This window comes from Neisseria sp., from assembly GCF_030523955.1.
In the GTDB taxonomy this organism is placed as follows: Bacteria; Pseudomonadota; Gammaproteobacteria; order Burkholderiales; family Neisseriaceae; genus Neisseria.
The window spans coordinates 1-11,740 of the sequence record NZ_JAUNHL010000025.1 but is presented as its reverse complement, the minus strand read 5'-3'; the positions used below and the strand labels follow the sequence as shown (position 1 = coordinate 11,740).

The window sequence follows — 11,740 nt, the reverse complement described above, 5'->3', positions numbered from 1 at the left end:
CGCATCTGCGGATTTTTCCTCAAAAAACCGCTTCGCAAGCATTATGATGACACGCTCTAAGGCGCAGTAACGCCGTAGCGAAAGTTAAGTTAATCCGCTATAAGGTTTGACTGCGCAGGCGACACGATGCTCGCTTCTAGTGTAATTTAGCGTTATATAGAGTTAAGGAAACTTCCTTTATTAAAGTCTGTCGGATATAGTTAGACAGACAGAAATGTATGTAAAGCTGAACGGTTGCCAATCTGTCTGGCATGATTTGTTTTACGAACTTGTTCAGCCAAGTTAACCGATAAAATCATTCCGAAGGATAAATCCCATGAATCTGCTGAAACCTTTAACCGTGTTGGCAACTTCTTCCATTCTGGTACTGACCGGCTGCGTAACCGATGCCAACACCGGACAACAAAAAATGAGCAAAACCGCCATGTACGGTTTAGGCGGTGCGGCTGCCTGCGGCGCCATCGGTGCGCTGACGCACGGCGGCAAAGGTGCACGTAATGCGGCTTTGGCTTGCGGCGCTGTAGGCGCGGGCGTAGGCGGTTATATGGATTATCAGGAAGCCAAATTGCGTGAAAGCCTGAAAAACACTGATGTTCAAGTATCGCGCGAAGGCAACCAAATCAAGCTGACCATGCCCAGCGCGGTGACTTTTGCCACCAACAGCGCTACCTTGAGCACGCCCGCGATGGATTCTTTGAACAAAGCGGCGGAAACACTGGTGCAATATCCCGAAACCACCGTTACCGTAGCCGGCCATACCGACAGCACCGGTAACGATGCCATCAACCAACCTTTATCACAACGCCGCGCCCAATCGGTAGCCGCCTATTTGGTACAACGCGGTGTGGCGGGCTCTCGTTTGAGCACTGTCGGCTACGGTTCACGCCAGCCGGTAGCATCTAACGATACCGAAACCGGCCGTGCGCAAAACCGCCGCGTAGAAATTCTGATCAACCCGACTGCCAACGCCGGTCAAGCCCAAAGCAATTAAGCGGAACTTTTGCTAAAATTCATGCCGGTAGGGTGAGGTTTTGCGCTATGCTCGGACCAAACCCGGGTATAACGGAATGTAAACTGCCGGTAATGTTTTGAATTTTACGCATAAGTCGCAAGCTAGGGTCTGTCGACAATTAACGCAACGGCGGTGTTTTTGGTCAAAAAACCCCGTCTGCGGCGTTAAAAATGCTCGCAAGGTGTTCAACCTTGCTGTGCTTTTTGCCTTGCATACGCGGTTTTTGTCTCAAAAAACCGCTTCGCCGGTTAATTGTCGACAGACCCTAGGATTTGAGAAGATTGATGTAGTAAAAATGCCTGTCTGAATGATTTCAGACAGGCATTTTAGGTTATATGGCTAAAAATAAACTTCAGAAAAGTAGGTACGTCATACTCAGGCTTAGCCTGAGTATGACGAAACGGTTATCAGAATTGAGTTGATCCGCTATAGCAGATTTAATTACTTCGATACAAGGCAGCAAGCCGCAGACAGTACAAGTAGTACGGCAAGGCGCAGCAACGCCGTAGCGAAAGTTAAGTTAATCTGCTATATATCAAAGCGCGGATGGTGGCTGCTTCCAAAATATGCACACCCGGCCGCGCCTGTTTGGCGGTAACGGCCAAGGCTTGCGCCAGTTCCGTTACCGGCATGGGCTGCATGGAGCGCAGCAGGCCGATGCGGTTCAAGCCGTTCAAGAGCCGCAGCGCGATTTTTTCGCCTGTGCGGTCGGTATTCGGGCGCACCAGGCTCGGCGGGCGGAAGATGCCGAGTGAGGCAAAACCCAGTGCGGCAACGTCTTGCTCCAGTCGGCCTTTCATTCGGGTGTAGAAGCCTTTTGATGCGGGGTTGGCGTAGGCAGAAGATACCAGCAGCAACTGCGGCACGCCGTTGGCTTTGGCGGCTTGTGCGAATCGGTATTGGTAGTCGTAGTCGATACGCCATTGTGCCTCTTTGCTGCCCGCGTCTTTCAAAGTCGTGCCCAAACAAGAAAACAGCACATCACCGCGTACTTGATCCTGCCAAGTGTGCGGCTGTTCAAAGTCGATTACATGAACAACAAGCTTGGGGTGTTCCAACGCTACCGGGCGGCGGACGAAAATGCTGACCCGTTCGAATGCGGAATCGTTCAGCAAGGTGTCTAACAACGCGCGGCCTGTTGCGCCGGTGGCACCGATGATGAGGGCGTGCATAAGGTGCTCCTTATTTCGATTTTTCCATCGCCATACGCGACATTTTCAACACGGTTTTGCGCGGCAGCAGCGGAATCACCCATTCCAAGGCAAACTTCAGTTTGCCTTCGTTAAACGCCACCAGCTCGCCTTTTTCCATCGCCTGATAGCCGTATTCGGCCACCGATTGCGCCGATTTGGCGTTTTTCCATGCGCCCACATCCTGCAAACCGCCCGCATCCACAAAACCCGTTGCCACCGCACCGGGGCACAGCGCGGTAACGGTAATGCCGAACTCGCGTACTTCTTCGGCTACTGCTTGGCTGAACGAAGTAACATAAGCTTTGGTAGCGTAATACACCGCCTGCAAGGGGCCGGGCATAAACGAGGCGGTGGACGATACGTTTAGGATTTTGCCGCTGCGCCGCGCCACCATGCCTTGCAGATAGAGGTGGGTCAGCTCTGTCAGCGTGGTGATGTTAAGTTGGATCATTTGCTGTTCTTTTGCCAATTCACGCTCGAAAAAGCGGCCGTGGCCGCCGAAGCCGGCATTGTTGATTAAGATATCCACTTGAATACCCAGTTGTTCGGTTTGGGCAAATATCGATTGTGCAGCTTGCGGCATGGTTAAATCTTGGGCAATAACGGTAATGTGAATGCCATCGTATTGTGCGCGTAATTCGTCTGCCAGTTGGTTGAGTTTGTCTTGCGAACGGGCAACGAGAACCAAATCGCCTCCACGTTTGGCGTGAATACGGGCCAATTCCAAACCGATACCATTGGATGCGCCTGTGATTAATGCAGTGAGTTTCATGTTTTATCCTTTTTAAAATCAATATGTTTATGCTTTTACAACCGCCCGCCACATCATTTCAAAACCGATTTGTTGGTAGTGTGCGGAAGCTTGTGTTTCATGAGTGAGATACTGGATGGTGGTCTCCATCATGTTTTCCATCATCAGTACCGTTAAATCCAAAGGCAGATAAAACCGCCCTAAACGTTCGGCTTCGGCGAGCATCTGCCACATGGGAATAAACGCCTCGCGTACTTGTTGCCGTGTTTCTTGTGCCAATATCGGCGAAGATTCCAATTGCCGCACGGCGGCCCGCTCGCGCGGATGCCGGATGCCCCATGCGATATAGGCGTTCCACCAATGCTGCATTTGTGTTTGCCAATCGTTGTAAACGGCATCGTTTAACAACGCGGCGGCAATATCGTTTTTAATCGCCAAATAAACTTGGTTAAACAGCGCCTCCTTGCTATCGAAATAGGTAAATAACGTACCGGAGGCCACGCCTGCCTGTTTGGCAATATTGGCGGTGCTGGCCGACAAACCTTGTTCGGCAATCAGATTAATGGCGGTTTGAATCAATGCTTGACGCTTTTCTTCACTCAGCGGCCTTGCCATTTTTGTTCCTTTTAGTGAATGACTGGTTAGTCATTATAGGTGTAAAAATAAAATTGTCAATAGGGAAGGGAACAACAGGGAAGTGGTGCTTGGAGGGGCTGGGTGTTTTGCAAAGGTCTTGGGCTTTATTTCCGTTAGCCGGCGGTAAGAACGCTATCGCTGCGAAAACAATGCCTGTCTGAAACGTTTGGCTTATCAAAAACGCGCAAGCTTTGTTTTCAGACAGGCATTGTATGTTTATATCGAAATATGCTGCGTCAAACATTGCGCCAAGAGGTCGAATACCCGTTTCACGCGCGGGTGGGTGACGTTGCGCTGCGGGCGGTATACAGAAGCCAAGATCTTTGCGAAATTCTTTTCGATATCTGAAAACACTTGCGCCATGCTCGGGCTTGATCCGAGCATCTTTACGCCGGGCGGTTTCCTTGTATTGCAAGGTTTCGGCGGCACTGCAAAATATTTTCAGCGCATCGATGCGGTTCATATGATTTTTCCAATTGCAGGAATTCTAAATTCCCAGATTATTCATTTACCGGATAAGCTTTGTAAAACCATAATGATGCTTTACCAAACAGCGCCGAAACACAGCAAGGCCTGTCTGAAAACGCCCACAAAGAAAGGAAAACCGCATGGCAAGAATGTCCCGCGAACGCCTGGCGAAAGCCCTTGAGCAGAAAAAAACCACTTCCGCCGAAGACCATGAGAAAGTGAAAGGCTTGACCAATATCGTGCGTCCGCTACGCAGTTTTATCTTCAAAAAGCCCGACGAATACGGCATGGCCTATGAAGATTGGGTGATTCCCTCCGCCGACGGCACGCCGCTGGAGGCATGGTATATCCCCGCCAAAGAGAAAAGCGACAAGCTGATTATTTTCAACCACGCATTGCCGATGTGCCGCAGCGGATATCCCGGCCATTTCGGCCTGCCGTGGGCGGGTTTCGATGCGGTGGAAATCGACTTCGTTATCCAATACAAACATTTAACCGACGCGGGTTATAACGTTTTAACCTACGATATCCGCAACTGACTGTTTCCTGTATTGGGCGGGTTGCCTACAATCTTCTGCATTTCCACTGCTATGAATAAAGGAGTCTGTCATGTCCCGCAAAACCGATGCCGCCAATCTGGGCATGTCCCTGTTTGCCCATCCTGCCCGTGATCTGAAAGGCAAGCCCGAGGTGTTTACCTATTCGTGGTATGTCTTGTGCAATTTCCGCCACCAAGGCCGTGAGATCGGCTTTGAATGGCATCAGGCCAATTTTGTCGAAAGCGATACCAAAGTGGCCGCCACCGAATTCATGCTGATGGACGCCGGCCGCAAAATCTGGCTGCCGCATGCCGCCAACGAAGCCGTTGACGGAAGCATCGGTGCCGATGCAGACCGTTGCCGCGTTACTTCGTCGTTCGGCACCTTGGCAGGCGATGAAAAGCGCCTGACCCTGCAACTGGACGCTGCGGACGGCGCACTGGATATCGTGCTTACTCTGCGTGCGCAAACCATGTACAACGGCATGGTTGGCGTTTTGCCGCTGTGGGGGCGCATTGTCGTACCAGTTCGCTTTTCCCAATATGGACGTGAGCGGTACGCTGCGCCTGCACGATGAAGTGATCAAGATTCAAGACACCACGGCTTGGCTCGACCGCCAATGGAGGTATCCCACACCCGAAAACAGCGGTTTTGATTTTCTTGGCAACCTGCCGTCTTGGCTGTGGCTGGGCATCACCCTCAATCCGGCGCAAACAGCTGCTCTGTCGTTAGGGGATGTGTGCTACGGCAACGGCGAACACCACGCTTTCGCCACCTTGCTGGACGAAAACGGCCTGCAAAGCAACCATGTGGCAGAACTGGATTACCGCGATGTTTGGCAAAGTGAGCAAACCGGCAACAGCTATCCGGCACGGCTGCATATCCGTATTCCTACCGCCGATATCGAACTGACGCTGACCGCGATGCGGGACAACCCCGAATTCTGCCACGGCGGCGGCACGGTCAACATCAGTGGCTGCCAAAGAAGGGCATTATCGTGGACACGCCATCGAACGCATGGCAATTCTGGAAATGATCGGCGATTGCTTTTAAGCTTGCAAAAAATCGCCCCGAAAGTACGATTGGTTTTCTTGTCAATCCAAGGACGAGAGATAGAAAAAATGCTGGAGCAAGGTGAATTGGATATTGCCGTGATTTGCCATATGGTGGCCGAATTGCATGCGCTGGAAGCGCAGACCGCCGAATGGTTCGGCTTGGAAAAATTAAACCAATTAATCAAGCAATTGCAGCATTTACAACTCGTTTTTACCCGACAGGCAAAATTGAATCATGGAAATCAGAGCAAGCGATAACTGGCAGGCGCTCAAACTATCTTGCCCGGCACAACCAAAAACGCCTGCTGTTCACATTCGGCCTGGTGGCGGCGGAAAACACCCTGTATCTGACCTACCCCTTGTTTTCCGCATTCGCCATCGACGCAATGGTGCGCGGGGAGGTGCTTAAAGCATTGTTATACAGTGTGTTTGTGTTGGTTGTATGGGGCTTGGGGGCGTTGCGGCGCAGCGTGGATACGCGCGTGTTCGCCAAAATGTATGCCGATTTGACCGTTCCCGTGATTGTGCGCCAACGTGCGCAAGGCAGCGATACTTCGGCGATTAGCGCGCGGGTAATGCTGTCGCGCGAATTGGTGAATTTCTTTGAAATCCATTTGCCTACGTTGATTATGTCCGGTTTCTCTTTAGTGGGTGCGGGGGTTATGCTGTTGGTTTTGGAATTTTGGGCAGGGGTGGCGGCTGCGGCCGTATTGCTGGTGTTCGGCCTGATGCTGCCGCGCTATTCCCGAATCAACGACGGTTTGTATGCCCGCTTAAACAACCGCTTGGAAAAGGAAGTGAGCCTGATTGAAGGGGCGAACCACCGGCAGCTGCAACGGCACTACCGGCATACGGCGCATTTGCGCATCCGTTTGTCTAACCGGGAAGCGCGGGGCTTTTTATGGATAGGCGTGGCGATGGCGGCGGTGTTCGGCACGGCGGTGGTGCAGTTGGGCAGCCGCACGGTAAGCGCAGGGCATATTTATGCAGTGATGACGTATTTGTGGACGTTTGCCATCGCATTGGACGATGGGCCGCGTCTGCTGGAAGAGTTCTCCAAATTGAAAGACATCGGCAAACGGGTGGATGTGGGGTAACGGTAGCGAATCAACTTACCCTGCTAACGGTGTTGCTGCGTTTTGTTTTGTTCTGCGTTGTTTTGCTATGACAGGCCGTCTGAAAAATTTTCAGACGGCCTGTATGCTTTTGCGTATTTCGTTTTACTTTGCTGCGGCGTTGCCGGCCTTAGCCTGAAGAGAACGGTTTGGTAAGCTGCTGAAACGGCAACAGAACCGGTTCCGTATCTGTGTACGGTGTCCTGTATCGAAAATGTGTTAACCCGCTATAAACCACCCAGCCAAGCGCGCACTTGCCGGTTAACTTCTTGCGCCTGCGCCCCCCGAACCGCCAGTTTGACACCGTCGCGCTCGCTGCCGCCTTTGACCGACAGCCCCGTTAAAACGGTGCAGCCTGTGCATAAGCGTTTCACATCGTCAAAACCGCTGCCGACGCCGTAGCCGCCGTAGGTGTTGAACGGCACCACGGTTTTGCCGCGCAAATCGGTGCGCGAGAGCCAGCTTTTCACCGGCGGCGGCAACTGCATGCCCCAAGTGGGGAAGCCGAGATAAATGGTGCGGTAAGCGCGCACATCGCGCGCCAGCGGTTTGAGCGGCGGCAGGTAGCCCCGTTCGTTTTCGCGCCGCACCTGTTCCACCGCCGCGCGGTAGTTTTGCGGATACGGTGTTTGCGTGTCCAATTCCGCCAAGTCGCCGCCGGTTTGCTGCTGAATCATGCGGGCGACGGCGGCGGTGTTTTGCGTGCGGCTTAAATAGACAATCAGCGGTTTGTTTTTTGCTTGGGGTGCGGTTTCGGCGTGGGCGGCGGTGCCGACCGCTGCCAGAGCAATCATCAATAAGGCTTTCATTTTCATCTTAAACTCCTGAAATTCCTGATTCTGCGGCGGTCTCGCGGCTGCGCCCCAGCGGCCAGCGTTTTACCAGCGCGGCAAACGCGGGGTTTACCAACAACATCGCCGCCAACGTGGCGGCAAACAGCCACGGCAGATTCTCCACCCCGCCGGCCGCGCCGAATTCGTCGCGAATCGGGCGCAGCACATAATAGGCGGCCAGCAGGAAAAACACATAGGCGAAAGAATAGGCAAACAGGCGGTATTCGTTGGCTTGCAGTGAAAACAGGCGCTGTATTGTTTGGTGTAAGGCAGACATGACGGCGCTTCCGATGGGTGGGTTAAAGGGTTTTCAGACGGCCGGATATTGGGTTTCCAACTCAAACCGCGTTTGAAAAATGCCTGTCTGAAAAGCCGTAGGTCGGGCATTTATGCCTGACTTTTACTGTGGGTGCGGGCTGTGTCGGGCATAAATGCCCGACCTACCACTGTAACGCCCGTTTATGGCTTGCCTGTTGTAAACCCAACATTAAACAGCCGTCTGAAAACCCCGGTTCCGGCAAAATCAAGGCTTGGCGAACTGCGCTTTTACCGCTTCCCAATCCCGTTTCACGCTGTCGGGTTCTTGCGCCAGAGGCAGGTTGTCGCGGTCGGCTGCGCCGTTTAAGCCTTTATCCGCCTTCATCGGCGCAAACAGCGCGGCGAAGTCGGTGGTTTTCGCACCGCGTTCCGCTTCCAGCTCCACCGTTTTGCCCCATGCTTCGGGCGTGTGGAGGCTGTTTACCAACACTTCCGCCAACTGGCTGCGCGCAATCACGCCGTCTTGCGGCGAGCCGGTGCGTTTGGTGTCGCCTTGGCGCAGCAGCAGTTTTTGCTGGTCGGGCCGGATCGCGCACCAAGGCGCGCACGGTGTAGCCCTGCCGTTTTGCTTCCGGCACCACATGGCGGCCGATGCTGCCCGTTGCCCCTACCACCAATACGGTTTGCCGCGCCCCGCCGTTTGCGCGGTTTGCGAAGCGGAAGAGACCGCCGCCGAATCGCCGGCATGACTGCACGCCGCGGCCATCAGGGTGGACAAACCGAGCAGGCCGATGGGTAATAGACGCTTGGGTAAAGTGAATGCAGGCATGGTTTTTCCTATCTTTGAAAGGGTTACGGAATTCAGACAGGCACATCATAAGCCAAACGCTTCGGCTTGATTAGCGGGGGAAAACCGCATGACGTTATGAAGAAAATTCAATAATCGGGAAAGAAGGGTGTGGGGAGGCCGTCTGAAACGTTCCGGTGTTTTCAGACAGGCATTTTATTGTGATGGAAAAACTCGCGAATCGGGCAAAAGAAATGCCTGTCTGAAACAACAGGCAAGGGATGGTTTATTTTAATAAAGGCAGCTCGGCCAATAAATTCTTTAGTTTAATCACCGCTTGCGGCATCGGCTCGGCAATGGTCAAACCGACCAAATCGGCGGCGCCGGCAATATCCCGAATAATGCGCACCACATCGGCAACGCGGATACCGTCGGGGTCTTTGCCTACCGCGATGCGGAATTCCGCCGGATCGAGCACGTCCAAATCCAAGTGCACCATCACTTTGCTTTTGCCCGTTTGTTTCAGCCAATCCAACACCGCACGGCTGTCGGCGGCAACTTCTGCCGGCACGAGCGATTGCACGCCGAGATCAATCTGCCGCTGTACCGCTTCGTCCACCGAACGCAGGCCGACAATCAGGGCATCTTGCGGTTTAACCGTGGCAGGCAGCATGTCAATGATGGCCTGATCGCCCGTGCCCAGCAGTTTGGCCAGCGCCATCGCGTGATAGCCGTTGTAGCTGTCCGTCGGCACGGTCAAATCGCGGTGCGCATCCAGCCAAACCACCGCCACATCGTCGCGGTATTTGCCTGCCAGATAGGCAAACGGCGGCACGCTCACGGAACACTCGCCACCCAAAGTAACGATGCGTTCGGGTTGGTATACCTCGATGATGGCCAGCGCGGCTTGCAATTGCCGTTTCAAAACGGCGTAGGCTTGGATGCCGTTTTCGGTTCGGATGTCTTCTTCGTCCAGCGACAGGCAAACCGGCACGGCGGCTTGGGAGCAATCGCCGGCAGGCGCCAGCCATTCCAGCAATTGGCTGCCCCAATAATAGCCTTGCGCGGCGTCTTCGGGCGGCAGTTCCGGCACCAAGGCGGCGATATTGTGAATTTCCCCGCCTTGCCATTGCGGAAAGGTCAGGCGCAGGGTTTTGTTTGCAGAAGGGTTCATGGTAAGCATTCCTGAAGAGGTTGGGAAAGGAATCGCGCCCAGTTTATAATGCCGATATATTTAAAACAATTACTGTCTTTTTAAACAGATACTATCAAAAAGGATAGCACTGATGTCGATGCGGCAATTCAAACACTTGATTCCCTTAAATCAAACGCCTTTCGGCTATACGCTCAGCATGATACAGGGCAAATGGCGCTTGGCGATTTTATATTGGCTGGTGGAAGTGGAATGCGTGCGCTTTAACGAGTTGCAACGCCTGTTGGGCTCGATTACCTACCGCACGCTGAGCAGCCAGTTGAAAGAAATGGAAAGCGACGGCTTGATTATCCGCACCGAGTATCCGCAAATCCCGCCCAAAGTGGAGTACCGTTTATCCGATAAAGGCCGCTCACTCTATCCGATTATGCAGGCGATGTGTGCATGGGGTGAGGGGTTTACCGGCGCTGCCGATGGTTCGTAACGGCAGTTCATCTTATAGAAGCGGATTCGAGCGCGTGATTGGTTGGGATGCCTGTCTGAAAAGAATGCCTGTCTGAAAAACATTTTGGCGTTTCAGACAGGCATTCTTTTCAGACAGGCATTTCATCATGCCGCAAACATTCCGCCAGCGCCTGCAACAAAGGCGAGCCGGCGCGGCGGTTGGGGTAGTAGAGGTGATAGCCGGGGTAACGGACGGCCCAGTCGTCCAACACGGTTTTCAGACGGCCTGAGGCCAATTCGGCGGTGATGGAATCGCGCGGTGTCCAGATCAGGCCGTGGCCGGCGCAGGCGGCGCGTTGCAGCAGCTCGGACGTGTTGGCGGTAAAGCGGCCGTTGGTTTGTACACTAATCGTTTTGCCGTTTTGTGCGGGGTCGGCGAATTCCCAGTTAAGCAGGTTGCCGTAGGTGGGCAGGCGCACGCTGAGGCAGGTGTGGCCGGTTAATTCGTGCGGGGTGCCGTGTTGCGCAAGATAGTCGGGCGAGGCCGTCACGCACATTTGCATATCGTCGGAAATCCGCAGCGCAATCATGTCTTTAGCGATATCGTCGCCCAAGCGGATGCCGGCATCGTAGCGCTCGGCAACAATATCGATCAGGCGATTTTCGCTGATCAGCTCCAGCGAAATGCCGGGGTGCTGCTGCATAAAGCGTTCGAATTTTTCCCACAACACATAGCGGAAGGCGTGTTCGTTGCCGTTGATGCACAGGCTGCCCTGCAAACTGCCTTACACGATTTATTTATCGGCGAAGTGGCCGGCGCATGGGCGGACGACCGTATTTTTGAAAACGGGCATTGGAAATTCGACGAAGCGCCTGATGATTTGAAAACGCTGCACTATGTGGCAGGCGGGCAGTTTTATCGGATTGGTAAAGGGCTGACTGTTGAAAAAGGCTTTGATACGCCGTGAAATCTGCGGCGGTCGGGGCTTTTGCGAAATTTAAACCACTATGTTTCGGCATCTCAACAATCTGCGTCAAGCCCGAGTATGACGAAACGGTTTTTTTCAGACGGCCTCGGCGACAATAAAAGCGGTGCACATTGCACCGCTTTCGCTTTGTCTGCACACACCGTTATTTCACACCTTGCCACCATTTTTCCTGTGGCAGATTATCCGTGCCGAAAATCTGCCCGATTTTCGGTGTGGCCACTTGGTAAGGCTTGCCTTGTGCGGCTTGGGTAAAACGCTCGATCGGGTCTTTCCAGTTGTGATAGGCCAAATCGAATTTCGCCCAATGAATCGGCACCGCCACTTTCGCCCCCACTTCTGCCGCCGCCTGTGCCGACTGCTCGGGGAACATATGGATTTGCGCCCAGTTTTCGTTATAAGCACCGTTTTCCATAAAGGCGATGTCGAACGGGCCGTATTTTGCGCCGATTTCTTTGAAATGTTTGCCGTAGCCGCTGTCGCCGTTGAAATACAGCGAGAAATCCGCCG

At 53.4% G+C, this 11,740-nt stretch carries 18 protein-coding genes; 7 read left to right on the top strand and 11 right to left on the bottom strand.

The genetic code is table 11. The features are described from left to right. The first annotated feature begins 316 nt into the window (after positions 1-316). Positions 317-991 (top strand): OmpA family protein, encoded by a 675-nt coding sequence (locus Q4C79_RS06870; protein WP_303090282.1) that lies wholly within the window; start codon positions 317-319, stop codon positions 989-991. A gap of 536 nt (positions 992-1,527) precedes the next feature. Here the strand turns inward: Q4C79_RS06870 and Q4C79_RS06865 are convergent. The 4 genes from Q4C79_RS06865 to Q4C79_RS06850 are packed head-to-tail and all read right to left on the bottom strand — an operon-like array spanning position 1,528 to position 4,055. Then, positions 1,528-2,184: an NAD(P)H-binding protein gene (locus tag Q4C79_RS06865; RefSeq protein WP_303090281.1), complete on the bottom strand. Its 657-nt coding sequence runs from the start codon at positions 2,182-2,184 to the stop codon at positions 1,528-1,530. Between the two features lie 10 nt (positions 2,185-2,194). Then, positions 2,195-2,977, bottom strand: a complete 783-nt coding sequence (locus Q4C79_RS06860; RefSeq protein WP_303090280.1) for an SDR family oxidoreductase — start codon at positions 2,975-2,977, stop codon at positions 2,195-2,197. Positions 2,978-3,004: 27 nt separating this feature from the next. Next, positions 3,005-3,571, bottom strand: coding sequence for a TetR/AcrR family transcriptional regulator (locus tag Q4C79_RS06855; protein ID WP_303090279.1), 567 nt, complete (start codon positions 3,569-3,571; stop codon positions 3,005-3,007). Beyond that, positions 3,552-4,055, bottom strand: coding sequence for a hypothetical protein (locus tag Q4C79_RS06850; protein WP_303090278.1), 504 nt, complete (start codon positions 4,053-4,055; stop codon positions 3,552-3,554). The genes Q4C79_RS06855 and Q4C79_RS06850 overlap by 20 nt, the downstream gene beginning before the upstream one ends. 145 nt (positions 4,056-4,200) lie before the next feature. Here Q4C79_RS06850 and Q4C79_RS06845 point away from each other — a divergent pair, with 145 nt between their 5' ends. From Q4C79_RS06845 to Q4C79_RS06830, 4 genes are all read left to right on the top strand, one after another. Then, on the top strand, positions 4,201-4,599 hold the full coding sequence (locus tag Q4C79_RS06845; protein ID WP_303090277.1) for a hypothetical protein: 399 nt from the start codon (positions 4,201-4,203) through the stop codon (positions 4,597-4,599). Between the two features lie 70 nt (positions 4,600-4,669). Then, complete coding sequence (locus Q4C79_RS06840) at positions 4,670-5,176, top strand: hypothetical protein (protein WP_303090276.1); 507 nt, start codon at positions 4,670-4,672, stop codon at positions 5,174-5,176. After that, entirely contained in the window at positions 5,115-5,912 is a 798-nt protein-coding gene (locus Q4C79_RS06835; RefSeq protein ID WP_303090275.1) for a lipocalin family protein, read from the top strand. The genes Q4C79_RS06840 and Q4C79_RS06835 overlap by 62 nt, the downstream gene beginning before the upstream one ends. Then, a complete protein-coding gene (locus tag Q4C79_RS06830; RefSeq protein ID WP_303090304.1) occupies positions 5,909-6,751 on the top strand; it encodes an ABC transporter six-transmembrane domain-containing protein in 843 nt (280 codons plus the stop codon). The genes Q4C79_RS06835 and Q4C79_RS06830 overlap by 4 nt, the downstream gene beginning before the upstream one ends. A 245-nt stretch (positions 6,752-6,996) precedes the next feature. Here the strand turns inward: Q4C79_RS06830 and Q4C79_RS06825 are convergent, their stop codons facing one another. The 5 genes from Q4C79_RS06825 to Q4C79_RS06805 all read right to left on the bottom strand — a co-directional run bounded on the left by Q4C79_RS06825 (position 6,997) and on the right by Q4C79_RS06805 (position 9,821). Then, a complete protein-coding gene (locus Q4C79_RS06825; protein ID WP_303090274.1) occupies positions 6,997-7,584 on the bottom strand; it encodes a flavodoxin in 588 nt (195 codons plus the stop codon). Position 7,585: 1 nt separating this feature from the next. Beyond that, positions 7,586-7,879, bottom strand: coding sequence for a hypothetical protein (locus Q4C79_RS06820; protein ID WP_303090273.1), 294 nt, complete (start codon positions 7,877-7,879; stop codon positions 7,586-7,588). A gap of 352 nt (positions 7,880-8,231) precedes the next feature. Beyond that, positions 8,232-8,498, bottom strand: a complete 267-nt coding sequence (locus tag Q4C79_RS06815) for a hypothetical protein (protein ID WP_368492219.1) — start codon at positions 8,496-8,498, stop codon at positions 8,232-8,234. Positions 8,499-8,527: 29 nt separating this feature from the next. Beyond that, the gene (locus tag Q4C79_RS06810; RefSeq protein WP_303090271.1) at positions 8,528-8,689 is read right to left on the bottom strand and encodes a hypothetical protein; all 162 of its coding nucleotides are present in this window, start codon (positions 8,687-8,689) and stop codon (positions 8,528-8,530) included. A 244-nt stretch (positions 8,690-8,933) separates the two neighbouring features. Further along, complete coding sequence (locus Q4C79_RS06805; RefSeq protein WP_303090270.1) at positions 8,934-9,821, bottom strand: arginase family protein; 888 nt, start codon at positions 9,819-9,821, stop codon at positions 8,934-8,936. A 112-nt stretch (positions 9,822-9,933) separates the two neighbouring features. Between Q4C79_RS06805 and Q4C79_RS06800 the strand changes: the two genes are divergently transcribed. Continuing rightward, positions 9,934-10,284: a winged helix-turn-helix transcriptional regulator gene (locus Q4C79_RS06800; protein WP_368492218.1), complete on the top strand. Its 351-nt coding sequence runs from the start codon at positions 9,934-9,936 to the stop codon at positions 10,282-10,284. Between the two features lie 109 nt (positions 10,285-10,393). Here the strand turns inward: Q4C79_RS06800 and Q4C79_RS06795 are convergent, their stop codons facing one another. After that, positions 10,394-11,023 (bottom strand): LysR substrate-binding domain-containing protein, encoded by a 630-nt coding sequence (locus tag Q4C79_RS06795; RefSeq protein ID WP_303090269.1) that lies wholly within the window; start codon positions 11,021-11,023, stop codon positions 10,394-10,396. Here Q4C79_RS06795 and Q4C79_RS06790 point away from each other — a divergent pair. Beyond that, positions 10,988-11,212 (top strand): hypothetical protein, encoded by a 225-nt coding sequence (locus Q4C79_RS06790; RefSeq protein ID WP_303090268.1) that lies wholly within the window; start codon positions 10,988-10,990, stop codon positions 11,210-11,212. The genes Q4C79_RS06795 and Q4C79_RS06790 overlap by 36 nt on opposite strands. Positions 11,213-11,375: 163 nt before the next feature. Here Q4C79_RS06790 and Q4C79_RS06785 read toward each other — a convergent pair. Then, the coding region (locus tag Q4C79_RS06785) for an MBL fold metallo-hydrolase (protein ID WP_303090267.1) at positions 11,376-11,740 on the bottom strand (365 nt) is incomplete at its 5' end.